General features: G+C 42.3%; 20 protein-coding genes. 6 read left to right on the top strand and 14 right to left on the bottom strand.

What is annotated here, in order from left to right; all coding sequences use genetic code 11:
* The first annotated feature begins 160 nt into the window (after positions 1-160).
* Entirely contained in the window at positions 161-1249 is a 1089-nt protein-coding gene (locus tag AC504W_RS20900; protein WP_494874138.1) for an alkene reductase, read from the top strand.
* Between the two features lie 202 nt (positions 1250-1451).
* On the opposite strand, the gene AC504W_RS20895 is transcribed toward AC504W_RS20900, so the two are convergent.
* A complete protein-coding gene (locus AC504W_RS20895; RefSeq protein ID WP_494874137.1) occupies positions 1452-2681 on the bottom strand; it encodes an L-lactate MFS transporter in 1230 nt (409 codons plus the stop codon).
* A gap of 236 nt (positions 2682-2917) precedes the next feature.
* Between AC504W_RS20895 and AC504W_RS20890 the strand changes: the two genes are divergently transcribed.
* Entirely contained in the window at positions 2918-3829 is a 912-nt protein-coding gene (locus tag AC504W_RS20890) for a cation diffusion facilitator family transporter (protein WP_494874135.1), read from the top strand.
* Between the two features lie 371 nt (positions 3830-4200).
* Positions 4201-5328, top strand: a complete 1128-nt coding sequence (locus AC504W_RS20885; RefSeq protein ID WP_494874134.1) for a hypothetical protein — start codon at positions 4201-4203, stop codon at positions 5326-5328.
* Between the two features lie 151 nt (positions 5329-5479).
* Here AC504W_RS20885 and psbA read toward each other — a convergent pair whose 3' ends face one another.
* The 9 genes from psbA to mfd form a co-directional block, all read right to left on the bottom strand.
* Entirely contained in the window at positions 5480-6562 is a 1083-nt protein-coding gene (gene psbA / locus AC504W_RS20880) for a photosystem II q(b) protein (protein WP_096579570.1), read from the bottom strand.
* 456 nt (positions 6563-7018) lie between these two features.
* Positions 7019-7438, bottom strand: coding sequence for a type II toxin-antitoxin system VapC family toxin (locus AC504W_RS20875; protein WP_494874133.1), 420 nt, complete (start codon positions 7436-7438; stop codon positions 7019-7021).
* The gene (locus AC504W_RS20870; protein WP_494874132.1) at positions 7439-7654 is read right to left on the bottom strand and encodes a hypothetical protein; all 216 of its coding nucleotides are present in this window, start codon (positions 7652-7654) and stop codon (positions 7439-7441) included. It abuts the gene before it with no gap.
* Positions 7655-7754: 100 nt separating this feature from the next.
* A complete protein-coding gene (locus tag AC504W_RS20865) occupies positions 7755-7973 on the bottom strand; it encodes a hypothetical protein (protein ID WP_494874131.1) in 219 nt (72 codons plus the stop codon).
* 152 nt (positions 7974-8125) lie between these two features.
* Complete coding sequence (locus AC504W_RS20860) at positions 8126-8932, bottom strand: DUF6602 domain-containing protein (RefSeq protein WP_494874130.1); 807 nt, start codon at positions 8930-8932, stop codon at positions 8126-8128.
* Between the two features lie 103 nt (positions 8933-9035).
* Positions 9036-9599, bottom strand: coding sequence for a Uma2 family endonuclease (locus AC504W_RS20855; protein ID WP_494874129.1), 564 nt, complete (start codon positions 9597-9599; stop codon positions 9036-9038).
* Positions 9600-9614: 15 nt separating this feature from the next.
* Positions 9615-9953, bottom strand: a complete 339-nt coding sequence (locus tag AC504W_RS20850) for a DUF5615 family PIN-like protein (protein ID WP_494874128.1) — start codon at positions 9951-9953, stop codon at positions 9615-9617.
* Positions 9950-10174 (bottom strand): DUF433 domain-containing protein, encoded by a 225-nt coding sequence (locus AC504W_RS20845; RefSeq protein ID WP_096579556.1) that lies wholly within the window; start codon positions 10172-10174, stop codon positions 9950-9952. The genes AC504W_RS20850 and AC504W_RS20845 overlap by 4 nt, the downstream gene beginning before the upstream one ends.
* A 35-nt stretch (positions 10175-10209) precedes the next feature.
* Positions 10210-13725 carry a transcription-repair coupling factor gene (gene mfd / locus AC504W_RS20840; RefSeq protein WP_494874127.1) on the bottom strand — a complete coding sequence of 1172 codons (3516 nt, stop codon included), beginning with the start codon at positions 13723-13725 and terminating at the stop codon, positions 10210-10212.
* A 296-nt stretch (positions 13726-14021) separates the two neighbouring features.
* On the opposite strand from mfd, the gene AC504W_RS20835 reads away from it, so the two are divergent.
* Positions 14022-15350, top strand: a complete 1329-nt coding sequence (locus tag AC504W_RS20835; protein WP_494874125.1) for a hemolysin family protein — start codon at positions 14022-14024, stop codon at positions 15348-15350.
* 96 nt (positions 15351-15446) lie between these two features.
* Here the strand turns inward: AC504W_RS20835 and AC504W_RS20830 are convergent, their stop codons facing one another.
* The 3 genes from AC504W_RS20830 to AC504W_RS20820 all read right to left on the bottom strand — a co-directional run bounded on the left by AC504W_RS20830 (position 15447) and on the right by AC504W_RS20820 (position 22832).
* Positions 15447-19607 (bottom strand): beta strand repeat-containing protein, encoded by a 4161-nt coding sequence (locus tag AC504W_RS20830; RefSeq protein ID WP_494874124.1) that lies wholly within the window; start codon positions 19605-19607, stop codon positions 15447-15449.
* Positions 19608-20162: 555 nt separating this feature from the next.
* Entirely contained in the window at positions 20163-21344 is a 1182-nt protein-coding gene (locus tag AC504W_RS20825; RefSeq protein WP_494874123.1) for an aldo/keto reductase, read from the bottom strand.
* A 282-nt stretch (positions 21345-21626) separates the two neighbouring features.
* On the bottom strand, positions 21627-22832 hold the full coding sequence (locus AC504W_RS20820; protein WP_494874122.1) for a glutathione S-transferase family protein: 1206 nt from the start codon (positions 22830-22832) through the stop codon (positions 21627-21629).
* 180 nt (positions 22833-23012) lie between these two features.
* Between AC504W_RS20820 and AC504W_RS20815 the strand changes: the two genes are divergently transcribed.
* A complete protein-coding gene (locus tag AC504W_RS20815) occupies positions 23013-23246 on the top strand; it encodes an EF-hand domain-containing protein (protein ID WP_494874121.1) in 234 nt (77 codons plus the stop codon).
* A gap of 116 nt (positions 23247-23362) precedes the next feature.
* On the opposite strand, the gene AC504W_RS20810 is transcribed toward AC504W_RS20815, so the two are convergent.
* Complete coding sequence (locus tag AC504W_RS20810) at positions 23363-24847, bottom strand: acyl-CoA synthetase (protein ID WP_494874119.1); 1485 nt, start codon at positions 24845-24847, stop codon at positions 23363-23365.
* Between the two features lie 389 nt (positions 24848-25236).
* Here AC504W_RS20810 and AC504W_RS20805 point away from each other — a divergent pair, with 389 nt between their 5' ends.
* The gene (locus tag AC504W_RS20805; RefSeq protein ID WP_494874118.1) at positions 25237-26235 is read left to right on the top strand and encodes an RNA polymerase sigma factor, RpoD/SigA family; all 999 of its coding nucleotides are present in this window, start codon (positions 25237-25239) and stop codon (positions 26233-26235) included.
* The last annotated feature ends 268 nt before the right edge of the window (positions 26236-26503 follow it).

Raw genomic sequence — 26503 nt, 5'->3', positions numbered from 1 at the left:
AAGTTATATGGTTAGGACTTACGCATAAAAACGAAAAATCAAGGGTTGTGGAGAGGATGAAGGGATGTATGTATCTAAAAACCTTACACCCAGTCTCCACAGAAAATCTTTGTGCGTAAATTGTAATGGTAATTTCTCCATCACAAAGGACACAGAACAAATGACCAACAATCAAGATTTATTCTCACCCATCCAGCTTGGTGGCTACACTTTACTCAACCGAATTGTTATGGCTCCGATGACGCGCAATCGGGCTGGGGAGGGCAATGCACCAACGCCACTGAATGCTACATATTACGCGCAACGTGCCACGGCTGGATTGATTGTCACAGAAGGTTCGCAAGTATCACCCCAAGCTTTGGGTTATCCCGCCACACCAGGAATTCACTCTCAAGCACAGATTACAGGTTGGCAAGAAGTGACAAAAGCAGTACATAGTGCAGGTGGCAGAATCTTTTTGCAACTATGGCATACAGGACGCATTTCTCACCCTTCTTTACAAGCAGATGGCGCATTACCTGTAGCTCCATCAGCGATCGCACCTGCGGGTAATGCTATGACTTACACTGGTGATCAACCCTTTGTCACGCCTCACCCCTTGGATTTAGATGAGATTCCTGGTGTAATTGATCAATTCCGTCAAGGCGCGAAGAATGCCCTAGAAGCTGGTTTTGATGGTGTGGAAATTCACGGAGCTTTTGGGTATCTAATTGATCAGTTTTTACAAGATGGTACTAATCAACGCAGCGATCGCTATGGTGGTTCAATTGAAAATCGGGCGCGGTTTTTGTTGGAAGTCACAGAAGCAGTATGTAGCGTCTGGGGTTCAGCGCGGGTAGGCGTGAAACTATCACCCAGCAACACATTTAACGATATCCATGATTCTGATCCGAAATCAACATTCGGCTATGCGATCGCTGCCCTCAAGAACTTTAACTTAGGATATCTGCACTTAATGGAACCCACACCAGCCGATATTCGCCACGGTGGTAAACCAATTCCGGTTGCAGAATTTCGCCCTCTGTATCCCGGTGTGTTGATTGCCAATGGTGGTTATGATCAACAAAAAGGTAATGCAGCGATCGCGAATGGGATTGCAGACTTAATTTCCTTTGGTGCATTATTTCTCGCCAATCCCGACTTACCCAAACGTTTCCAGTTAGATGCACCCCTAAACCCAGGCGATCGCAATACCTACTATGGCGGTGATGAGAAAGGTTACACAGACTATCCTTTTTTACCTTCTTAGTGCTGAGTACTTTTTTCTGACTCAGCACTTTGTAATCATAATCTTAGACTCTCATAATTATGTCGGCTTGATTACTTACGAAAACCGAAGAACCCTACCCTGACAAAGCTGTGCTTCGTCTCCCCTCCCCGTGTACGGGCAAAGGGGTGGGGTTCAATGATTTGGGGAATCATAACTAATTAAACGGACATAATATTTAAGCTTAATTAGCTTGACTAATTGTAGAACCAGAAAAACTACGTTTGAGCATAAACACAGCTAACACAATTCCTAAAATTGCTAGTGCTGTAGTTGGGTAGAAGAAAACTGTATAACTGCCAAAAATATCTCGAATTCTGCCAGCTAACAAAGTTCCACCTAAAGCACCTGCGCCGTAAGCTGTGAAAACTAGACCATAATTTTTCGCATAATCGGCGGTGGAGAACAAAATCAAAGTGGTAGTAGGAGCGATCGCTAACCAGCCACCAAAAGAAAAATAAAATAGGGCAAATGCTATTAAATAAGTAGCTACAGTTCCTTGTCCAGCCTTTAGCATCATCAGCGATGCAATTAATACTAAAGTAAAAGAAACAATTGCAGCTAACTTCGGGCTGAAACGATCAGTAAACCACCCAAAAAACAACCTACCTAAAGCATTAAATACTGCAAATAAAGAAACTGTACTTGCGGCTGTGGTTGCATCTAGTTTAATTATTTCTTGGGCTAAGGGGCTAGAAATACCAATTGCTGCCAATCCTGAAAATGTGCCGATGGTATAGCACAGCCACAACCCGTAAAATGCTGGTGTCTGCAAGATTGTCTCAGAATTAGTGAGTGATCTACTTCCCGAAACTGCAACATTGGGATTCCAACCGGCTGGTTTCCAATCTGGAGGCGGTGTTTTTAGGACAGTGGCGATCGCTAAAATAATCAGTGTAAACGTTATACCTAAAATCACAAAAGTTTGCCGCACTCCATAGCTATCAATCAGTGATTTCGCCAAAGGTGCGGTAATTAACGGCGAAAGCCCAAAACCAATCACAGTTAAACCAACTGCAAGACCTTTTTTATCAGGAAACCACTTAGCGATCACGGCTAACGGTACACCATACACTATACCGACACCAGCACCAGCGATCGCACCGTAGGTAAAAGTCAGCAGTTGTAAATTGCCATCTAGACTAGACAAAATATAACCAAGTCCCATAATTACACCACCAACTGCGGTAATCATCCGAGAACCGAAGCGATTGATGTAAAAGCCAGTAATTGGCATCAATACGGCAAACATGATGAGCAAAACCGTAAATGGCAACAAACTTTCTGTTGCATTAATATTCAGTAATTTCTCTAGAGGTTTTCTAAAAATACTCCATGAATAAACAGTGCCAAGGCAGAGTAAAACTGTTGCACCCAGAGGTATCAGCAACCATCTGCCCTTTTCTACTGGCATACCAAAAAGCCGCATATATTACATCTATCCTGTGAAATTATTTTTTCAACAGTATCTCACCTTTTGGGCTGGAAAATAATTTGCAATAATGCTTTTCCTACAATCTCCTGGTCTTTCTTTTGACTTTTGCCTTTTTTTACCAGCCTGTGTTTAAAAAAAACTAAAAATCTGAAGATAGATAAAACTAACAGCTAAATTTGTTACAGTTACGTAAAAATTACAGTTGAGTAGTTTGAATGAGTAGCCAAACAGCCCGTTCTTACGCCTTCTTATCAATTGCAGCCGCAGTAGTTACTATTGGTTTAAAGTTTGGGGCTTACCTACTAACAGGTTCAGTCGGGCTACTGTCTGATGCTATTGAATCATGTGTAAATCTAGTAGCTGCACTGGTAGCGCTGTGGGCATTAACTTATGCAGCTAAACCAGCCGATGCCGAACACACCTTTGGCCATTCTAAAGCTGAGTATTTTTCTAGTGGAGCCGAAGGTGCATTGATTATGGTGGCAGCTATTAGCATTGCCCTAGAAGCTTGGGGACGCTTGCTGCATCCAGAACCACTAACTCAACTGGGATTAGGGCTGGTGCTATCATTATTAGCCACAGCAGTTAATGGTGCAGTAGCTGTTGTCTTACTCAAAGCCGGAAAACGCTTACGTTCCATTACCTTGCGAGCAGATGCTCATCACCTATTAACTGATGTCTGGACTTCCGGTGGTGTGATACTCGGAATTTTTCTCGTGCAGGTAACAGGTTGGTTGATACTTGACCCCATCATTGCCCTATTGGTAGCAGTGAATATTATTTGGGCAGGATTTAATTTACTGCGGGAAACCTTTTCTGGACTACTAGACACGGCTTTACCAAAAGAAGAACAAGAAATTATTCGGCAGATATTTAGCGAATATGAACATCAAAATATCCAGTTCCATGCCATGCGCTCTCGGTTAGCAGGAACCCGTCGCTTTATTTCCTTTCACGTTTTAGTCCCAGGCGCTTGGAGTGTGCGCCAAGGACATGATTTATGTGAAGAAATTGAGTTGAAAATTATTCAAGCACTGCCAGGAAGTAGTATTATCACTCACCTAGAGCCTGTAGAAGACCCTATCTCTTGGGATGATATGGAATTGGAGCGTCTCAGTCAGCCGTAACATCACAGTATTGCCCCTAATAATGAAACATCTGCGATGTTTGTTAGACTCATGTTTTAGGCTCCTTTATTCGCAAAATTGCAGAAATCGATGTAGCCAATAGCCTTATTGATCAAATTAGGCATTTCACTTCGTCATCAGAATAGAAAATTCGCCCCAACAAAGTAACAATTACTTCATTTTTACAAGACTGACAGTTAATTATTCCGCTTTTCTTAGGATCTTTCTCTTCAATACTGATTAGGGTTCATAACCTATTCATAACCCATCTGCGATCGACATCCGATAGTCTAAATTGCTGATGGGAATGGTGTGAACAGCAATTGTCCAAAAATACACTCACGGATGCCTAAATAATTGAGGAGATGATAATGACAAAGCTTGGCTACTCAATGTTTCACGGCTTCAGTAGTAAACATTTACTACGTCAAATCTGCTTACTGGCCTTAACTTTACCATTCCTGGCATCTGCCACCGTCAATTTAGTAGTGGCTGGAGAGAATGAAAATGCAAACTCGTCATACGAGATTGGACTTTGGGGCGATCTACCTTACTCAGCTGCCCAAGAAGTTGGGGTAACAAGACTAATCGAAGATATGAATTCCCAAAAACTGGCTTTCACCGTTCACGATGGTGATCTCAAGGCTGGTTCTAATAGCCTTTGTGACAACGCACTTTATATCAAGGCGCTCGGCTACTTCAACTCTCTAGAAGCACCGGCAGCCTTTACTCCGGGTGACAACGATTGGACAGACTGCGATCGCCCTTCTAATGGTGGATACAACTCACTCGAACGTCTTGATTACGAGCGTCAGTTATTCTTTAGTACGAATTTTTCCCTAGGGCAGCGTCGGTTATTCCAAGAAGTGCAGACAGCACCACTATGCCTTGGTGTTAATGGTTCAGTGCCTTGTGTTGAGAACCGTCGTTGGACGGTCGGTAGGGTTACTTATGCGACACTCAACATCCAAGGTTCGTGCAATAACCTCTGTGACACTGCACCTGATCCAGAGGAATATGCAGCACGAAATACAGCTAATATTGCTTGGTTAAAAGAGACCTTTAGAGTGGCAAAACAACGCAACTCAGCAGCGGTCATGTTGATTTCCCAAGGTAATCCAGGATGGGATCAGAATGATCCAAATAGAGCGCCTTTGCGTAATTCCAGGACTCTTTTACAAACTGATGGACAACCTGATGGCTTCCAAGAATTTTTATTAGCTTTGCGCGATGAGGTGATTGCTTTTCGCAAACCAGTTGCTTATGTACAAGGGGATTCACACTATTTTCGGATTGATAGGCCATTTCTAGATGCTCAAGGCAGACGGTTGGAAAACTTCACTCGTGTTGAGACATTTGGCGACAATCAAGGAAACGGCACCAACGATGTACAGTGGCTGAAGGTAAGTGTCAACCCTCGTAGCCGCGAGGTATTTTCATATCAGCCACAGATTGTTCCTGGTAATCGAGTAGCAGTTCCGGCTCCCTTAACTAAATAGAAGACTGCGATCGCATAACCTCTGCGAATATCCATAAATGGGATCATACTGAGCAAAAGAAAGCTGTAACTCAAACCCAAACTAAAAAGGCGCTCTCCTCACGGAGAGCGCCTTTCATTCACACATTAGTTATTGCTTCTAGGTCAGAAGATTAACCATTGATAGCAGGAGCGCTGATAGCCACAGGAGCAACATCGCCAGCAGCCAAATCTAAGGGGAAGTTGTGAGCATTGCGCTCGTGCATTACTTCCATACCCAAGTTAGCGCGGTTGATGATATCAGCCCAGGTGTTAATTACACGACCTTGAGAGTCAATCACAGACTGGTTGAAGTTGAAACCGTTCAAGTTGAACGCCATTGTGCTTACACCCAATGCTGTGAACCAGATACCGATGACAGGCCATGCAGCTAAGAAGAAGTGCAAGGAACGGCTGTTGTTGAAGGACGCGTATTGGAAAATCAAGCGACCGAAGTAACCGTGTGCCGCTACGATGTTGTAGGTTTCTTCTTCTTGTCCGAATTTGTATCCGTAGTTTTGGGATTCGTTTTCGGTTGTCTCACGAACTAAGGAGGATGTTACCAAGCTTCCGTGCATTGCGGAGAATAAGCTACCACCGAATACACCTGCTACACCCAACATGTGGAAGGGGTGCATCAAGATGTTGTGTTCTGCTTGGAACACGATCATGAAGTTGAAGGTTCCAGAGATACCCAAGGGCATACCATCAGAGAAGGAACCTTGTCCGATTGGGTAGATCAAGAATACTGCTGTTGCTGCTGCTACGGGAGCAGAGAATGCTAGGCAGATCCAAGGACGCATTCCTAAGCGGTAGGATAGTTCCCATTCACGTCCTAAGTAGCAGAATACGCCAATCAGGAAGTGGAATATTACCAATTGGTATGGGCCACCGTTGTACAACCACTCGTCTAAGGATGCTGCTTCCCAAATTGGGTAGAAGTGTAATCCAATTGCGTTAGAAGAAGGTACTACTGCTCCGGAGATGATGTTGTTTCCGTAGAGTAAGGAACCTGCTACTGGTTCACGGATACCGTCGATGTCTACTGGGGGGGCGGCGATGAAGGCGATTACGAAGCAGGTGGTTGCAGCCAGCAAGGTTGGGATCATTAATACGCCGAACCAGCCGATGTATAGGCGGTTGTTTGTGCTGGTGATCCAGTTGCAGAACTGCTCCCATACGTTGGCGCTACGGCGCTGTTGTAAGGTTGCTGTCATTGTTTTATGATTGCGGTTATTAATTTATGAATCAGACAACTGTGTTTTTGCCTGTAACAATACTTTACACTGCTTTACAAAATTTGGGTTAATTATTACTATCAGGATAAATTATAAATATTGTCAGCTTTACTTATCTGAGTCCGAATATACGAAGAAACCCAAGCAAAACAAACCCTTTTACTATTTAGTCGCTGGTTTGTTGATGGGCAATGTTGAAAACCCTTGCATATTTTCCTTAAAAAGCTAGATATGAAGTATTGCTACTTTTTTGCGATCGCTTATAGGAAGTTTACAGACTGGTTCCTTAAGCTTTTGCAAAAACATACAAAAACACTCCAACAAAAGTTGGCATAGATTTGATTATTAGGTTTATTGGTGTAAAAGGTAACTATGGGGCAGGCGATCGCACTATTTTGTGATCAAAGTTGATACTTGATTTCAAAATCTGTACTTTTATGTCCAGTCTTCTAAGTTTAAGCCTGCTATTTGTCCAAAATCAGCAGAATTTCGAGTCAATAGAATAGCTTGATTAACGAGAGCTATAGCAGCGATTTTTAAATCCATTGTGCCAAGCCGAGGGTAAGCTTTTCTGAGCCGTTGAAATTCTTGGGCTGCTGGTTGATCAAATTCTAAGATTGGGATAACACAGTAATTGGTTAGTTGCTTCTTTAATTCCTTGTAGGCTAAAACTTGTCCTTCAACGGTTTGAGCCTTTGCCACATAACTCAACCAACCTCGCATTTGTTCCTCATAGCTGATGATTGTTACTGCAACCTGATTAAGATTGACTTTTGCTAATCGCGTGAGTAAAGATTGTGCCTGCAATCCTCCGCGATCTAAAACACTGAGATGATCAGTATCGAGAATATACATCTAAATATCGTGTGATTCTGAAGAATTTGAGTGCAGAGATTCACGATATTCTCGCCCTAGCTGCATGGCTTCATCATAAGCTGAGTTCTCAGCAAATGTTCCTGCAATTTTCTGCCACCAAGGGGTTTTGGAGGAAGAAACAACCTCTAGTTGACTTTTAAGACTTGCAACTTCAGCCTCTAAAATCGCTACCCGTTCTTCTATTTGTTTTGACATAACTTATCTTGACTCATCCTATTTTTCTATTCTCAACTTATATAGTAGAGATCGCACTACATTCCTAAAACTGAGACAGCAGCCTATTATCTGTATCTAACTATTGGATTTTGCTTGCACGAAATTCAGTCATCGCTTCAGATGCAAGTTTAGCAAGTAAGTCTGGGGAACGGGCAAAAGCTTGATTCCAACAAAGTTCATCTTCTAGTTCTTCTAAAATCATTGCTGCGATTCCTACGGACAGCTTCGCTAACGCATCTTGTTCATCAGCAGGTAAAGTTTTCAATCGAGATATAGCGTATTCAAGTAGCTCAGTCATAGCTGTCTATTGTTATAAAGTTATAAAAGTCCTACTATTAATCATTTCTGTTTATTCTCAACTACAGTGAAGGCAATCAAACTAATTTACTGCTACAAATTGATGCACTTACCACTGTTTAAAATGAAGTGATAATCACCAATTAAGTAGAGTTAGATTTTAGCGTTAGCAGGAGGAACTGCTAGTTCAAATATATTTGTGTAGTCGTAAAAAATATGTCGATGCAACCTTCCTATTTTTTCTATGCTAGTTATTAGCGAAGAAATAAAGAATAGATCCGCATCATGATTACGTAAACAAAAAGTACCGTTGGGCATGAGTACACCGTCATCAGTGTTTAAAGGTCTTATTAACCTTACCCACGAATACTTTCCTAATATATGTATATAATTCGGTCTTCTATCCAGTGGTATTTCCGGGTGCTGTGTGTAAAACTCTTCAATATACTCACGAGTAGTGTCAGAACTGGCACCGTCTAGCGCAAATATAACCTTTAACAAGCCATCGCTCATACCGTCGATATCAATGGAAGGATCTGCATTGTTTGGATTTAGAGAAGTACCTCTTGGAATGGATGCAATATTGTCTAGTGCATCAAACATATCTTTTTTATTTAAAGAAGACTTCACTGAGACAATTCCAACTGTACCGTCTATACAAGCAAAAGATTTTCCTTCTCCGTCCTTATTAAGAGCATCAAACTTTAGACTTTGATAGTCAGATATAATAATATCGATTTGCTTGGATTCATCTCCGTGTAAGTTAAATAAAAAACCACCCAAAAATATATTACATGAACTTGGTAGATGGTGCTTAAGTACCTCAAGAAAGATTCGTTCTTTACTTTGCCCATTATCAGTTGTGTTTGGAAAAATACTAGAAATTGAAGCCTCACCTCGCATGACTTGGGTAATATCTGTTAAATATTTACGAAATCTTTCAACAAATGGTTTTGGCATAGTTTTACCTAAATATTGATAAGCAAGAAATTCTTACCTATAAATGTTAATTAAAATATTATATAAATTTTCAGGCATATTCACTAAGTACTCTAAACTCTAATTACTCTAGTAGCCAACCGAATAAATCACCTACTGTAAGCTGTAATTCACTTGCAAAAGATGGAACAGGAAGTAATTGTTCTGTTTCATCAAATAACTCTGGTGGCTGGTTTGAGAAATATACAAATACTACTCTTTCACTGGGGTCGATTAGCCAACCCATTTGAGTTCCATGCTTCAAAGAATGCAATATTTTAGCGATGACCTTACTTTGACTTTGCTCAGGTGAAAGAATTTCAATTATCCAGTCGGGTGCTAGTGCAAAAACATTTGCCACACCCCCTTTCTCATTTCTAGGAATTCTATCCCAAAGAAACACAGCTACATCTGGAACGATCGCACGTCCAGCAAAAATGCAGCGCAACTCTGGAAAAGCTCGCGCTATTCTCTGCGGCTTAGTGACTCCATTGATAGTAATGATTAGTTCGCCTTGAATTGTGCTGTGTTCACCCTGTGGCATAGGTTTCTGAATAATTTGACCATCAATATACTCACTGGCAGGTTTAGTTTCTGGTAGCTTAAGAAACTCCTCTAATGTCAAATTTTTGGATGCTATCTGTACCATTGGCGACTACCTTTCCTATTCTCCACTGATTTCAACTAACTTTTCACCTGTTCGCAAAAGCTCTAATGCTTTTGGCAAAGTAGCAATTAAAATCTCTTGTAACCGAGAATTTGATGTATTTCCGCACGTCAACCAGATAATTTGCGGTGGTGTTCCCAGACGCTCAACCAAGTCAACAAAGTCGCTATCCTTAGTTACAAAGATAACTTCTTGAGTTTTTGCTGCCTCAAAAATCTCAAGGTCTTCAGCATCTCTCAGACCAACATCGCGTAAAGCTAAAGCTGTTATACCAAAAGTGTTGCTGATCCAAGTCGCAATAGCAGGCGATAAATGTGCATCTATCCAGATTGTCATGCTACTAACACTGGATGATTCAGCTTCCGCGAAGCATATATTAGTGCTGCTTTGAGGTCATCTGCGTCTAGATCAGGCATTTCTTCTAAGATTTGTTCAGCACTGAGTCCAGCAGCAAACAAGTCTAATACATCTGACACCCGAATTCTCATACCTCGAATACATGGGCGACCGCCGCATTGTTTGGGATTAATTGTAATTCTGCTCAGTAAGTTTGACATATAGCTCCAATTGATGATTAATCCTAATTTACTATTTAAACAACAACCGCTTCGGCGATCGCACCTTGCATTCTCCCCATTGCATCAATCAAGCTTTGCAATTGTTGGTCGGCTTTCATCACCGCTAAACCACGCACTGTGACTTTACCAGGAGAGTAAACAAAACGCGTTTTTAGATGTTCTGGTAAGTTCGCTGCGAGTAAATTCCAAGCAGGTTCTTCCATTGGTGTTTCTAAAATTACGTGTTGTTTGTTTTCTGGTTTAATCCGGCTAAATCCTAATTTTTTCGCTAATTGTTTGAGTTCCATAACCCGTAACAGTTGATTGGCGGGAACGGGTAAAGTACCATAGCGATCGCTCCATTCTGCTGCAATCTGCGCTAGTTCTTCTTTGGATTTCGCCGCCGCTACTGCACGATACGCACTCATCTTTTGATCGATATCGGGAATGTAATCAGCAGGGACAAATGCGGTGAGGTTGAGGTCAATTTGCGTATCATCAACTTGGGGTATTTCTTGACCGCGAATTTCTCGAATCGCTTCTTCTAACATTTCCATGTACAAATCAAAACCGATCGCATCCATTTGACCGGATTGTTCTGCACCTAGCAAGTTACCCACGCCGCGGATTTCCATGTCGCGCATTGCCAATTGATAGCCGGAACCGAGTTGGGTAAATTCTTGAATCGCCCGTAACCTTTGCCGTGCGGCATCAGATAATGTGCGTTGTTTGGGATAAAATAACCAAGCATGAGCTTGAATCCCTGCACGACCGACACGACCACGTAATTGATATAGTTGCGATAATCCAAAACGATGTGCGTCTTCAATTAAGATGGTGTTGACGCGGGGAATATCTAACCCAGATTCAATAATTGTCGTACATACTAATATGTCTGCGTCACCATTACTAAAGGTGAGCATGGTTGATTCTAACTCGCTTTCGTCCATTTGCCCGTGAGCGATCGCAAATCTCGCTCCTGGTACCATCTCCCTAAGATTGGCTGTAATCTCTTCTATGCCATCAACCCGTGGAACTACGTAAAACACCTGTCCGCCTCGATCCAGTTCTTGGCGAATGGCGCTGCGGACACTTTCCGGGTTTCTGGGGGAAAGATGGGTTTTAATTGGTCGTCTGGTGGGTGGTGGTGTGGTAATCAAACTCATTTCCCGAATCCCAGATAAAGACATATACAAGGTACGGGGAATGGGTGTGGCGGAGAGAGTCAGCACGTCAACTTGAGTTTTCAAAGATTTAATTTTCTCTTTTTGGTTCACCCCAAACCTTTGTTCTTCGTCTATGACCAACAGTCCTAAATCTTTGAAATTTACACTTTTGCCTAAAAGTTGATGCGTACCGACAACGATATCTAACTCACCCGTCGCCAAGCGTTTTTGAATATTACGACGTTCTTCGGCAGTACGGAAGCGGTTGAGTAAGCCGACATTCACCGGGTAAGGGGCAAAGCGTTCTTTGAGGGTGTGGTAGTGTTGCTGGGTAAGAATGGTTGTAGGTGCTAAGAGTGCGACTTGTTTACCAGAAGTCACGGCTTTGAAAATGGCGCGGATTGCAACTTCGGTTTTACCGAAACCAACGTCACCACAAACTAAGCGATCCATTGGGCGATCGCTTTCCATGTCGCGTTTCACATCTTGGACGGCTTTAAGTTGGTCGGTGGTGGGTTGGTAAGGGAAGGAATCTTCCATTTCCTCTTGCCAAGGCATATCTTGAGGATAGGAGTAACCTTGTTGCTGCGATCGCGCTGCATACAATTTCAGCAAGTCTACCGCTAATTTCTTGATGGCTTTGCGGACGCGGTTCTTGGTGTTTTCCCAAGCCTTCCCTGTCATTTTGTGTAGTTCTGGGGCTTTATCGCCTGTGGCGCGGAACCTTGATAAAGAACCAACTTGGTCAGCCGCCACCCGCAATAGACCATCGGCGTATTGTACGACGATGTAATCACGGGTTTCATCGTTAATTGTTAAACTTTCCAGCTTGACGAATTTACCAATCCCGTGGCTTCTATGAACTACATAATCTCCCGGACGCAGTTTATTTGGGTCAACTTGCTTAGAAGCCGCCTTGCGACGCTTGCGTATATATCCTGGAGTGGCGAGGGAGTGCTGACCATAAAATTCGCGGTCGGTGATAATTACTAGGCGGTACGTCGGGAGAATAAATCCTTCAAGTTCCGCCAAACCCGAATATTTTAGGGCGACTGGGGTATGGTTGATTTGCAGCTTTTCAATGGCTTGGTAGTCGCGCGGGTTGGGGATAAACTGCGCCGGACAGTCGTGTTCTTGGAGTAAAGAGACAGAACGGGAAGGTTGGGCAGAAATTAGCCAGATTGAGAAATTGCGATCGCGTTCTTGGCGTAGTGTCTCCGCCAATTTACCAAACTGATGCGGTGTAACTGGTACAGACCGACTCGCTAAATTAATGCCGTTGTTTTCTTCGGCTATTTCTGATAAATAAACAGTTTGAAATTGGGTAAGTTCCGCCAGACAATCATCAAACGACCGATGAATTTTAGGCAATTGTAAAGAACCTAAATTTAATTCCCCAGTTCCTAGCGACCATTGTTCCTCTGCATTTTCCACCCAGCGATCGCTATGGGCGTGACACTGTTCTGGTTCATCAATAGCAATTAAAGTATTTTCAGGTAAATAATCAAGCACCGACGCAGGTTTTGTAAACGCCAATCCTAAAAACCTACGGCTTCCTTCTAGGAGTGCTGAGTGCTGAGTGCTGAGTGCTGAGTCTGAGTCTGAGTTTGGTTCTTCTTTAAGAAAAGCTTGGAACTCAGCACTATCCTTAAGCGCTTCCAGAATAATCGGAGTAAAGCTGGTGGGAGTAAGCACAATTTGGCTTATTTTATCAAGGGCAGAACGCTGAGTTGTGGGGTCAAATTCTCTGATTTGTTCGATTTCGTCGCCAAACCATTCCAAGCGCACTGGTAATTCTGAAGATACTGGAAAAATATCGACAATATCACCGCGCCTACTCCATTGTCCTTCTGTTTCTACCAGGGGTACTCGTTCGTAACCCAAAGTAGTAATTTTTGTACTGAAAGCATTTAAGTCAAATTCCATCCCCTTTTCCAGGGTAAGGCTAAGGGGTGAAAAAGCCTCTGGAGGCGGCAAATGCGGCTGTAACGCATTAGTAGTAGCAACCACCGCTATAGTCTTATTTTGACCATTGACAGACTCTTGATTCTTCACCAAATCCGCCAAAACCTGCATTTGTCCCCAAGTCATCTCTGTTTCGGGATCAAAGGGTTCGTAAGGGGATGCTTCCGAAGTGGGGTAAAAATGGACTGTTTGCCATCCCATCGCCTCTAATTGAGCATGAGCGCGTCCGGCCTCCTCCAGGGTGGCACAAACAACAAATAAATTCCTGCCTGAATTTTGTGCTAATGCCGATGCTACCAGACCCTTGGGTAAACGGGGAATTCCATTTAAGCGTAAATCTTTTTGCCGATTGAGCTTAGAAAGCAGTTCTGTGGTGAGAGGCGATCGCGCCAAGGCACGCACAATAGAAGAAAATGCCATAAGTTCTACTAGAGGTGGAAATCTTCGGTGATAAGAAAATTTATAGGTAGTTTATGTTCACCATTTTAAAAGTGTTAACACCTGTCTTATTACTTCTGTGGAAGAATGATGATTGAAATATAAATATATAAATTTAAGAAGTTAAACTACTACTTTGTGCTTAGTCAAATGAAGTATGAAGTGTGAAGTATGAAGTCGGAAAATTATATTCTTTCTTCTCCTGCTCCCCTGCTCCCTTGCTCCCCTGCTCCCTTGCTCCCCTACCTCCTCTGCTCCCCATAGCGGCAAATCCAAACATGTCCTCCATCACTTCTGAAATTTTAATCATTTTGGTACTAATTATTGCCAACGGCATCTTCTCAATGTCTGAGATGGCAATTGTCTCAGCGCGGAAGGTCAGGCTTCAGCAGCTTGCCAATCAAGGAGATGCCAAAGCTAGGGCAGCATTAAAACTAGCAGAGTCTCCCAATAATTTTTTATCGACCGTGCAAGTCGGAATTTCTCTGATCGGTATCCTGACTGGTGCTTTTGGGGGAGCTACAATTGCTAATCGGCTGGCAGTATATGTCAAACTTATCCCTGTTTTGGCTCCTTATAGCGAACCTGTCTCCTTTGGGATAGTCGTTTTAATTATTACGTATCTATCTCTAATTATCGGGGAATTAGTGCCGAAGCGGTTGGCATTAAACAACCCAGAAAGAATTGCAGCGTTTGTTGCTATACCAATGCGGGCTTTAGCGGCTTTGGCTTCGCCAGCGGTGCATCTTTTGAGTGCTTCTACAGAATTGGTATTGCGGATTTTAGGGATTACCCCTTCAGAAGAACCACAAGTCACTGAAGAAGAAATTAAAATCCTGATTGAGCAAGGTACAGAAGCGGGAACCTTTGAAGAAGCGGAACAGGATATGGTAGAGCGAGTTTTTCGCCTAGGCGATCGCCCTGTTAGTTCTTTTATGACCCCCCGCCCTGATATCATCTGGCTAGACCTAGAAGACACGGCCGAAGAAAACCGCCAAAAAATGACTGAAAATGGTTATTCGCGGTATCCAGTTTGTCAGGGAGGGCTTGATAATGTTCTGGGGATCATTCCTGTAACCGACTTACTCGCCCGCAGTTTTCGTAATGAATCTCTCGATTTAACAGTAGGATTGCGCCAACCTGTATTTGTCCCAGAAAGCACCCGTGGCTTGAAAGTTTTGGAGTTATTCAAGCAAACAATTACCCACATGGCAATTGTTGTGGATGAATACGGCGTGATTCAAGGATTAGTGACTCTGAACGACATTATGAGCGAAATCGTCGGTGATGTTCCCGCAGGGCCAGGAGAAGACGAACCCCAAGCCGTACAGAGAGAAGATGGTTCCTGGTTACTGGATGGAATGTTACCCGTAGACCAATTCTTTGAACTTTTCGAGATGGAAGAGTGGGAATCTGACGAACGCGGTAGCTATCAAACCTTGGGTGGCTTTGTCATCACCCATTTAGGACGTATTCCCTCCGCCGCCGATCATTTTGAATGGGAAGGGATGCGGGTTGAGGTGATGGATATGGATGGTAATCGGGTAGATAAGGTGTTAGTTGTACCCATGATTGATAAAACACAGGCGAAGAAAGAAGCAGAATAAAGGCTAAAAGCGGAAATTGTAGTATTTATACTTCATTTGAAACCTTGTGATTTGCGTCACAAGGTTTCAAAGCTTGATTATGCAAATTTCTAGGGATTAGGACACATAACTAAAATAACTGGCTGTCAAGTTTAGTCCTGAAACTCCTTGTGCGATCGCAATCAATTCATCAGTAGCGTTGAAAGTTCCATTACCATTACTATCAAAGTAAATAGATGTTCCTGTTATACCAGCGATCGGTGATGTTCCTAGCAAGTAAGAACTCGCTGTACCCCTGAGTTGGATTTTATCTTCAGCAATGTTAAAGTCCGTAATTAAAGCGTAATCATTTATGCCAGCATTAGTGCTATTGCCATCGTTGTAAAAAATAGCACTAGTATTACCAAGGATAAATAAATCGCTGTTATTGCCACCAGTGAGACTGTCTCTTGTTGCTCTACCAAACTCACTACCAACACCATTGAGGGTATCGTTACCATCACCACCCAAAATTGTATCGTTACCACCGCCACCAATTAAGGTATCATTTCCAGCTTCACCATTAAGAGTATTACTGGCACTATTACCTGTAATAGTGTTGGCTAAACTGTTTCCTGTACCATTGATGGCGGTTGTACCAGTTAAGGTCAAGTTTTCCAGATTCGCACCTAGAGTGTAGCTGATAGATGATTGGACTGTATCTGTGCCTTCGTTGAGGTTTTCAGTTACCACATCCCCAGTACTATTGACTACATAGTTATCATTACCAGTGCCACCAATTAAGGTATCACTTCCAGTTCCGCCATTCAGACTGTCGTTACCAGCACCACCATTGAGAATATTGTTACCGCTGTTACCTGCGATCGTATTATTTAAGCTGTTTCCTGTACCATTGATGGCTGCTGTACCTGTTAAAGTCAAATTTTCTAGATTCGCACCCAGAGTGTAGCTGATAGATGATTGGACTGTATCTGTGCCTTCGTTGAGGTTTTCAGTTACCACATCCCCAGTACTATTGACTACATAGTTATCATTACCAGTGCCACCAATTAAGGTATCACTTCCAGTTCCGCCATTCAGACTGTCGTTACCAGCACCACCATTGAGAATATTGTTACCGCTATTACCTGCGATCGTATTATTTAAGCTATTTCCTGTACCATTGATGGCGGCTGTACCAATCAAAGTCAGATTTTCTAAATTAGCACCCAGAGTATAGCTAATTGAAGAACGCACAGTATCTATTTCTGTGGCTGATGTCGAGGTTTCAATCACCACATCTCCCACACTATCTACTACATAGGTATCGTTACCTGTACCACCGTTGAGTACATCGTTTCCTGTACCACCATCAAGGGTGTCATTACCTGCACCAGCCTCAATTGTGTCATTACCTGCACCGCCTCTAACATTGTTATCAGCCGGAGTCGCAGAAGTAAAGCGAATCGTGTCGTTACCACTGCCAGCTGTGACATTCAATAAAAATTCAAAGCCTTGATAAGTGTCGCCACCAGACACCAAGGTTGCTAAGGTACTACCATTGATAATCAAGGTTCTTCCTGTGGTATCTGCGGAGAAATCAGCATCAACGAGAGTATCAACACCTGCACCACCATCAACTGTATCTGCTCCGGCTCCTTGAGTGATAATGTCATTCCCTGCGCCACCATTGAGTACATCATTCCCTGCGCCACCATTGAGAATATCGTTCAATACTCCACCAAACAGTTCGTCGTTACCACTACCAGTAGTGATGTTGAACTGCTCAATATTGCTGTAGAATGTGCGATTGCCTGTGGTGATATAGGAATTACCCAATCTGCTGACGTTGGTTCCTAAACTGGAGTAATCAATGACGACTGTATCAATGCCAATGCCACCATCCACTTCGTCTGCGGTTCCCAACCCTGCACCCAGGATGTCGTCTCCGGCTCCACCATTAAGTTGGTTATTTTCCTGAATTGTCGTGGTTTGGCGAATGTTGTCATTACCACTACCAGCAGTGATGTTGCGTAAAAACTCCAAACCTTGATAAGTGTTGCCACCAGAAACGATTGTGGCGAGGGTGCTACCTGTGATAGTTAAGGTTCTGCCTGTGGTATCACCAGAGAAATCGGCATCCACAAGAGTATCAATTCCTGTACCACCATCGACTGTATCTGCTCCGGCTCCTTTGGTAATTAAATCGTCACCTGCACCACCATTGAGTACATCATTCCCAGCACCACCATTGAGTTCATCATTCCCGGCACCACCATTGAGAATGTCGTTCAATACTCCACCAAACAGTTCGTCGTTACCGCTACCAGTAGTGATGTTGAACTGCTCAATATTGCTGTAGAATGTGCGATTGCCTGTGGTGATATAGGAATTACCCAATCTGCTGACGTTGGTTCCTAAACTGGAGTAATCAATGACGACTGTATCAATGCCAATGCCACCATCCACTTCGTCTGCGGTTCCTAACCCTGCACCCAGGATGTCATCTCCGGCTCCACCGTTGAGTTGGTTATTTTCCTGAATTGTCGTGGTTTGGCGAATGTTGTCATTACCACTACCAGCAGTGATGTTGCGTAAAAACTCCAAACCTTGATAAGTGTTGCCACCAGAAACGATTGTGGCGAGGGTGCTACCTGTGATAGTTAAGGTTCTGCCTGTGGTATCACCAGAGAAATCGGCATCCACAAGAGTATCAATTCCTGTACCACCATCGACTGTATCTGCTCCGGCTCCTTTGGTAATTAAATCGTCACCTGCACCACCATTGAGTACATCATTCCCAGCACCACCATTGAGTTCATCATTCCCGGCACCACCATTGAGAATGTCGTTCAATACTCCACCAAACAGTTCGTCGTTACCGCTACCAGTAGTGATGTTGAACTGCTCAATATTGCTGTAGAATGTGCGATTGCCTGTGGTGATATAGGAATTACCCAATCTGCTGACGTTGGTTCCTAAACTGGAGTAATCAATGACGACTGTATCAATGCCAATGCCACCATCCACTTCGTCTGCGGTTCCTAACCCTGCACCCAGGATGTCATCTCCGGCTCCACCGTTGAGTTGGTTATTTTCCTGAATTGTCGTGGTTTGGCGAATGTTGTCATTACCACTACCAGCAGTGATGTTGCGTAAAAACTCCAAACCTTGATAAGTGTTGCCACCAGAAACGATTGTGGCGAGGGTGCTACCTGTGATAGTTAAGGTTCTGCCTGTGGTATCACCAGAGAAATCGGCATCCACAAGAGTATCAATTCCTGTACCACCATCGACTGTATCTGCTCCGGCTCCTTTGGTAATTAAATCGTCACCTGCACCACCATTGAGTACATCATTCCCAGCACCACCATTGAGTTCATCATTCCCGGCACCACCATTGAGAATGTCGTTCAATACTCCACCAAACAGTTCGTCGTTACCGCTACCAGTAGTGATGTTGAACTGCTCAATATTGCTGTAGAAGGTGCGATTGCCTGTGGTGATATAGGAATTACCCAATCTACTGACGTTGGTTCCTAAACTGGAGTAATCGATGACGACTGTATCAATGCCAATTCCGCCATCTACTTCGTCTGCGGTTCCTAACCCTGCACCCAGGATGTCATCTCCGGCTCCACCGTTGAGTTGGTTATTTTCCTGAATTGTCGTGGTTTGGCGAATGTTGTCATTACCACTACCAGCAGTGATGTTGCGTAAAAACTCCAAACCTTGATAAGTGTTGCCACCAGAAACGATTGTGGCGAGGGTGCTACCTGTGATAGTTAAGGTTCTGCCTGTGGTATCACCAGAGAAATCGGCATCCACAAGAGTATCAATTCCTGTACCACCATCGACTGTATCTGCTCCGGCTCCTTTGGTAATTAAATCGTCACCTGCACCACCATTGAGTACATCATTCCCAGCGCCACCATTGAGTTCATCATTCCCAGCACCTCCATTGAGAATATCGTTAAATACTCCACCAAACAGTTCGTCGTTACCGCTACCAGTAGTGATGTTGAACTGCTCAATATTGCTGTAGAATGTGCGATTGCCTGTGGTGATATAGGAATTACCCAATCTACTGACGTTGGTTCCTAAACTGGAGTAATCGATGACGACTGTATCAATGCCAATTCCGCCATCTACTTCGTCTGTGGTTCCTAATCCCGCATCTAGGATGTCATCTCCGGCTTCACCGTTGAGTTGATCGTTGCCTCCAAGTCCTCTAATAGTATCGTTGTCTGGAGTTCCTGGAAGTATATTATTACCATTGTCACCTGTAATAATTGCCATAAATCTACGCAGCCTCAGAAGTATATTAAAAAAAGTTTGACAGCACCGATCTTTTTTCTTGTGTCAAGCAATCAACTAATTAATTTAATTTTTGATGTCTAAATTAATGAGCTTTTTAAACATGAGACAGTAAGCCTAATTTAGCTCTTACTTATGCTAAATTAAGCATTTGTCTGCTTGACAAAAAACGTTTTAGCGCTTGAGTATCTTATCCTTAATATCGGAAAATTTTCAAGTACTTTTGATGGTGCTATTAATACATTGCTCAGAGAAAAATCAATGTTTTATTTTATAAAAAAAGAAAAAATAAATTTAATGTAGTGGCCTTCCAGTGTGTCAGTCACAACAAATAAGGAATTAAGAACTGATTAAAAAATATTTAAAATGTAGAGTGCGTCATTTTCTGACATAACTAGGTTTCTTAAACTGACGCACTCTACTAGGCACAATTTTAGGATAATTTAGTTTTTGCTGTTCCTTTAACTGCGAATAGAAGAGGATGGACGCAGATAAACTCAGATAATTAGTACTTCAGCAAAGTATGAAACCAAATATCTATTGTTGCGACAAGCGTTTTACTTCTTCACCGCCTAACATTTCATGGGCTTTCGCTAAAATATGAGGAATTTTATCGGCGTGGGGACTTCGGCTAAGACATTGGCGTAAATCTACTTTGTTGAGTTTATCTGCTTTGTTCCCAGGAAACCAATGACTAGCGTTACCCATGAGGTTGTAACGGGTTTTGGCATAGTCTACTAAATCGTAAGCATTAGCTAAATTCCATAACCACAAAATCATTGGGATATTTATCTCGCCTGGGGTGTGTTCCCATGTTGGTAAGTTGATATGCCAAGTTTTTACCCAATCTTCTCCCAATATGGCGATCGCTTCTGCTTCTAATCTCGCCAAAATCGGGGGCAAAATTTCTGATGAGTCATCTAATAATGCTAATGTCTTCAAGTGTTCATCAAAATCTTGGGGTTTAGCTGCGCCTAAACTCAGGGTATGCACCTGAGAATGACTCAGACAAAACAAATCATTAAACACCATTGGACTCAAAGGCGCACAAAGATTCACTAATTTTTGTGGTGGTTTATAAAGCTGTCCGCCTTTATCAGAAGGACTAATAATAAACACCCCCATATCTAGACGATTAGCAGCTGCAATTGCTGGCCAATTAGTTTGATTAATGTAGTACCAATGCAGATTTACATAATCAAATTGATTAGTATTAATTGCCTGCACAATTAAATCTGTAGCCCCGTGGGTAGAAAAGCCGATAAATCTAACTTTGCCCTCGGCTTGTAATTGTTTGGCTACATCTAAACAACCAGCAGGACGAATACTATATTCCAGAGATTCAGCATGATTAATGCCATGCAAACTAAACAAGTCTACATAATCTAACTGGAGATTTCGCAGCGATTGCTCAAATGTCTGCCGGAATTCTTTGGCATCAGCAACGGGTGAAACTTTAGTTTGGACAATCAATTTTTCCCGTGGAAATGTAGGCAAGATTTTTCCCAATTGCATTTCCGAGCTACCATAACCACGGGCAGTTTCAATATGATTAATTCCAACTTCAACGGATCTATGAATGGTTGCTTCGAGGTTTTTCTGGTTGTCTGCGGGAATTTCTGACCAAGCAGCATCTTGCCATTTGAACTGATATCTCATGCCGCCGCAAGAAAACACCGGCATCTGTAATTCTGTGCGTCCAAATCGTCTGTATAGCATTAGTGGATTGTGGATTTTTGGTATCAAGTCTCAGTCAAGCGATCGCTATATCTATGTTTTTTCAAGTCCTGACACTGGTAACATCCATCGAGCCATAAAATTAGTCAGGTGTTTGGTTGTCAGATAGCGAAGTTTTTCAGTCCCAAAAGACTAATTACCACATCCTGCCCGCTACTAGCAAGTAACTTCAGCAACCATACACCAGAATTTAACCCAATCTATCTCAAGGATTTGTTCGTCTAAAAAAGTCGGCGAACCAGCAGTTATATATTGATTTTAATCCTACTTTCTGACAAAGTTAGACGGGTCTTGATCTCGTCGGTGCTGAGTGGGAATGGGGTCTGGCTGTCCATCACCAGCAAGGGCTGCGGTTTTCTCCAGAGATTCTCTCAATCGCTTGGCTGCATAGATGGACATATCCCTGGGGACATTAATGCGATCGCGCAAATATCGTAGACCGACATCAGATCCCAATGGAGGTATACACTCTTCATCCGTCATCATGTGTGTTAAAGCACAACGTAGAGCTTGATCAAACAATTGATTATCTAAGGGGTTAACTCTGATAATATTGACGCGATGCTCAATAGTTCGTTGAAGAGCTTCCATACGCGAGTTTTCCGGCTCTGGATAAGTAACATCTGGTAGCCCGAACCAGGGGCCGTTATCTACCCGTGCTTTATTAATCAGCATCTGGGGTTCGCCATTTTCCCAACAGCCCCCCATCTGGGGCGGTAAATCATGTGCGTGGGTGTGAAAGTCACTCTGGGTACCACGGTAAGTTGGTCGGCTTTCCATTACCGCAAACCATGCACTTAAGCGAGTATTTTCCTCTCGTAGAGAATAACCTTTGTAGTAGTAAAGGCTTGCATTCATACGTTCGAGATATGGCGTAAAAATGACATCGACGATGCCGAACCTATCTAGAAAATAAGGACTTTGGGTGCAACCTAAAGCCTCCTCGACCTTAGCCACCACTCCAATAAATTGTTCTCGGTTGCGTTTTTCTTGTTGAGAGGAAATTGCTGGATAACACAGCCAAGCACACCAGGCTCTAAATAAAAGTCGTTCTAATTGACGGAGAGGAAGCACCGTGCGGTCTTCCATCCCTTGGCTTAATGGCTCAAAAACCTTTTCCAAAGCGATCAAAATGTCATCGCTTTCCTTAATAATTTTTCCATCTAGCTCGATCGCTGGGAGCATTCCTGATGGTACCTTACGTTTGTACCAACTTTCTTTCTCTCCATAGCAAAACATTGTTACTTTTTCGATGCGATAGGGAATCTGTTTTTCCTCTAGCCATAACCAAACTTTTTGACAGTAAGGACACCAGGCGTGGTTATCGCGGTACAGCGTTACCCGCACATCAGATTCGGGTTTGCCAAACAAGCGCAACCGAGCTTTAGCATTGGTCAGGCCATTAACAGTATCTATTTGATAGTCAGTGAGAGTTTCTAGTTCTTGCCAGCTTAAAGGTGCGGTAGTCATAGGTTGTGTTGCGTAGGCACAATTATGTAATCTTATACTGCTAGGTTAATAGAACGGGTAGAACAGGCAATAGAATATTTCACTAATTTAAGCCCCAGCGATACATGTTTCTACTTCTTAGGATATAAGTTTGTTGAATTTGGAAATATTAAAGTGAAAGATTAATTCAGCTAAAAACTTATGGCAACCGAGCAAGAGCTTCAATCTCTTTTTAATACCTTAGATCGCGATCAAGACGGCAAAATCTCCATTAATGAGCTTTTTTTAAGTCCTGGTTTAAGTGCAGTCATCTCATCAGAAACAAACACCAGTAGCCCTCAGGAGTTACTAGTACAGTATGATTCTGACCAAGACGGTAGTATTACCTTTGAAGAGTTAAAGCAAGCAGTTGAGAAAGCAAGTAATTTAACCTAGCACTCAAAAGCCCATAACCAAAATCCCTCTTAGTATGGGCTAAGAGGGATTTCCCTATAGTCCTCTAAAGTTTCACGTTTTCAAGCCTGCCATAATCTTTAGTAAGGCTTTAACGATTAACGAAAAAGCTCAACCACCGTTGGCTTAGTCACTTTCCCCATCGCATTGCGTGGTAGTTCCTCAACTATCAAAATTTTAGTTGGGACTTTATAAACTGCTAACTGCTCTTTTGCCCAACTCCTCAAAGATTCTAATGTCAATTGACGTTGTGGATGCAATACTAACGCCGCACAAACTCTCTCACCCCACTCAGCATCAGCAACTCCCACCACTGCACATTCTTGAATATCTAGATGGTTTCTTAGCACTTCTTCAATTTCTAAAGCGGAAACTTTATAGCCACCAGTTTTGATAATATCTACACTCATCCGGCCGAGAATGCGGTAGTTACCGTTTTCAACTACAGCAAGATCACCTGTACAAAACCAACCATCTTGAAAGGTTTTGGCTGTTGCTTGGGGGTTTTGCCAATATTCTAAAAATACACCAGGACTTTTGACTTGAATTTCTCCTGGTGTCTCTGGTGGGACTAACTGTCCGTTTTCATCAACTAATCTCACTTCGACTTGCGGTAAAGGCTGACCGACATAACCTGAATGACGTTGACCATGTAAAGGATTTGATAACGCCATACCAATTTCCGTCATTCCATAGCGTTCTAGCAGAAAATGACCGCTAATTTTTTGCCATTTTTCTAAAACTTGTACTGGTAAAGCGGCGGAACCAGAAACCATCAGGCGCATTTTTGCACAACCTACTGTCATGCTTTGTTGGCGTTCACTAGAGGCGTTTTCCCAAACTGCAATTAATTTTACATAAATTGTCGGGACTGCCATAAATAAAGTTAAATCACCATTGCAAATTCGATTCCACACAACTTCAGCATCAAATTTGCTCAACATATAACATTCTGCCCCAGCCCACAAAGCACAAGTCAGCACATTAATAATGCCATGTATATGATGTAAGGGGAGTACGTGTAAAATGCGATCGCTTGATGTCCATTCCCAAGCTGTAATTAAGCTAGTTACTTGCGCTTGAATATTTTGGTGCGTTGTCACTACACCCTTTGGTTTACCTGTTGTACCGCTAGTGTAGAGAATTAATGCCCGTCTAGTCATATCTATTTCTGGAAGCCGAGCAATATAATTTGGGAGTGCATCGGAAGTGAGGATAAATCGCAAATTGTGTTCTGTGGCGATCGGGCGTAATATATCCTCAAACTGCGGATGAGCAATTATCATCGATGCGCCGCAATTTGTTATGACATACTCTAATTCTGGTCGCGGATGGACAATACAAAGAGGTACAGCTACTCCGCCAGCACGCCAAATTCCCCACTGAGTCGCTACATACTCAAACCCAGCAGGGATGAGAAAAGCTACTCGTTGTTCTGCTAAATCTTCCACGTTCTGCAAAAGACTTGTCGCTATTTGACTGGAAAAGTAAAGCAAATCCTGATAGGTAAATGCTCCTGCATTTGTAATAATCGCTGTTCTCTCGTTATGTTCTTCAGCGCGAGTAATTAAAGGGAGATTCACTTTTGTTTACCAATTTATGCTTGATTCAGTCTAATTACTGAAAGCATATAGCAATCTCAAGAGTTCTGTAAGGCTAAATAGCGCTTCTATTCTATATTAAGTAAATCTTGATATTTTTACACAGCAATCAAAGCATATTTGAGTGTTGACTATTGAAAAACTAGAAAATACTGAGTTTATATTCAGCACTTCACTATAGACATGACTTATTCAAATCTTTGACAAATTTCTGTCACATCAAGCTCTTACCTTAAGAAAAGTTAATTCTGAAATAGACAAGCGTATTTAGTCATCGCTAGAAGAAATTGTGGCGCATACTTAACGTTTGATATTTGGAATGCAAGCCATTTTTTTCTAAATCAATAAATTTTGCTCAAGATTAAAGAAAAATGAAATATCTATCTCATCAATCTATCGACGTAAGCGATAAAAATCGCAAATCTTTATCTAATACGGATTTGGTACGTACTTATCTCCATGAAATTGGGCGCATCCCCTTATTAGATCATGAGGAAGAAATAAATTTTGGTAAGCAAGTACAACAAATGATGAGTTTACTTACTGCCAAAGAACAATTAGCTATTCAATTAAATCGTCAACCAACACAACTAGAATTTGCTGAATATGCCAAGCTGAGTGAAGCAGAATTAGTGCAACAACTACAGCAAGGATATCAAGCCAAAAAAACGATGATTAGGGCTAATTTGCGACTTGTAGTGTCTATTGCCAAGAAATATCAAAGACGTAATTTAGATTTTCTGGACTTAATTCAAGAAGGAAGTTTAGGTTTAGAAAGAGGCGTAGAGAAGTTTGACCCTACTAGGGGTTACAAATTTTCTACTTATGCTTATTGGTGGATTCGTCAGGCAATTACAAGAGCGATCGCCGAACAAGGACGGACTATCCGCTTACCTATTCATCTTACAGAAAAACTGAACAAAATTAAGCGCACTCAACGCGAACTAGCACAAAAATTAGGTCACACTCCTTCCACAACGGAGATTGCCGCAGAACTATCTATAGACCCTAAAGAAATTCGGGATTATTTACTCTTAGCGCGGCAGCCTTTATCTTTAGAATTACGAGTTGGCCCAGAAAGAGATACGGAATTACATGATATGTTGGAAGATGATGGGCTGTCTCCAGAATCTTATGCTGACCAAAGTTTTTTACAACAAAATATTCACGATTTATTATCAAAATTAACTCTCCAGCAGCGAGAAATATTAACGTTAAGATTTGGTTTAACAAACGAAAATACACTGTCTTTGTCTGAAATTGGTCAACGTATGGGTATTAGCCGAGAACGAGTGCGACAGTTAGAACTGCAAGCCTTAATGACCCTACGACGACACAAAGATAAAATCAGTGGCTATTTAGCCAGTTAATGGTACGGCTCAAATATTATTACTTTGAGTTTTTATCCAGCTATTAGTTTTGTCTGACTCATAGAAAAATACTTGAGCCAACTTGATGCGCCCATTTTGCTTGACAGAATTTCAATATTATTAATAATTCTTGCTGTCAATAAATTGACACAAAACTGTCATAGAATCGCCAAATGGTTATCTTTACTCTGGATTTAGAAATCGTTGGCAAAGTATCTCTTTTGCATTGAATAACTAAGTTAATTTTGCTTGTCTTTGTTTGGTAAGA

The organism is Nostoc sp. C96 (assembly GCF_059384975.1).
This window is presented reverse-complemented; position numbering and strand designations above follow the sequence as displayed.

Coding starts and splice junctions, on each gene's coding strand:
- AC504W_RS20900 (WP_494874138.1), top strand. CDS start 161: ATGACCAACAATCAAGATTTATTCTCACCCATCCAGCTTGGTGGCTAC.
- AC504W_RS20895 (WP_494874137.1), bottom strand. CDS start 2,681: ATGCCAGTAGAAAAGGGCAGATGGTTGCTGATACCTCTGGGTGCAACA.
- AC504W_RS20890 (WP_494874135.1), top strand. CDS start 2,918: ATGAGTAGCCAAACAGCCCGTTCTTACGCCTTCTTATCAATTGCAGCC.
- AC504W_RS20885 (WP_494874134.1), top strand. CDS start 4,201: ATGACAAAGCTTGGCTACTCAATGTTTCACGGCTTCAGTAGTAAACAT.
- psbA (WP_096579570.1), bottom strand. CDS start 6,562: ATGACAGCAACCTTACAACAGCGCCGTAGCGCCAACGTATGGGAGCAG.
- AC504W_RS20875 (WP_494874133.1), bottom strand. CDS start 7,438: ATGTATATTCTCGATACTGATCATCTCAGTGTTTTAGATCGCGGAGGA.
- AC504W_RS20870 (WP_494874132.1), bottom strand. CDS start 7,654: ATGTCAAAACAAATAGAAGAACGGGTAGCGATTTTAGAGGCTGAAGTT.
- AC504W_RS20865 (WP_494874131.1), bottom strand. CDS start 7,973: ATGACTGAGCTACTTGAATACGCTATATCTCGATTGAAAACTTTACCT.
- AC504W_RS20860 (WP_494874130.1), bottom strand. CDS start 8,932: ATGCCAAAACCATTTGTTGAAAGATTTCGTAAATATTTAACAGATATT.
- AC504W_RS20855 (WP_494874129.1), bottom strand. CDS start 9,599: ATGGTACAGATAGCATCCAAAAATTTGACATTAGAGGAGTTTCTTAAG.
- AC504W_RS20850 (WP_494874128.1), bottom strand. CDS start 9,953: ATGACAATCTGGATAGATGCACATTTATCGCCTGCTATTGCGACTTGG.
- AC504W_RS20845 (WP_096579556.1), bottom strand. CDS start 10,174: ATGTCAAACTTACTGAGCAGAATTACAATTAATCCCAAACAATGCGGC.
- mfd (WP_494874127.1), bottom strand. CDS start 13,725: ATGGCATTTTCTTCTATTGTGCGTGCCTTGGCGCGATCGCCTCTCACC.
- AC504W_RS20835 (WP_494874125.1), top strand. CDS start 14,022: ATGTCCTCCATCACTTCTGAAATTTTAATCATTTTGGTACTAATTATT.
- AC504W_RS20830 (WP_494874124.1), bottom strand. CDS start 19,607: ATGGCAATTATTACAGGTGACAATGGTAATAATATACTTCCAGGAACT.
- AC504W_RS20825 (WP_494874123.1), bottom strand. CDS start 21,344: ATGCTATACAGACGATTTGGACGCACAGAATTACAGATGCCGGTGTTT.
- AC504W_RS20820 (WP_494874122.1), bottom strand. CDS start 22,832: ATGACTACCGCACCTTTAAGCTGGCAAGAACTAGAAACTCTCACTGAC.
- AC504W_RS20815 (WP_494874121.1), top strand. CDS start 23,013: ATGGCAACCGAGCAAGAGCTTCAATCTCTTTTTAATACCTTAGATCGC.
- AC504W_RS20805 (WP_494874118.1), top strand. CDS start 25,237: ATGAAATATCTATCTCATCAATCTATCGACGTAAGCGATAAAAATCGC.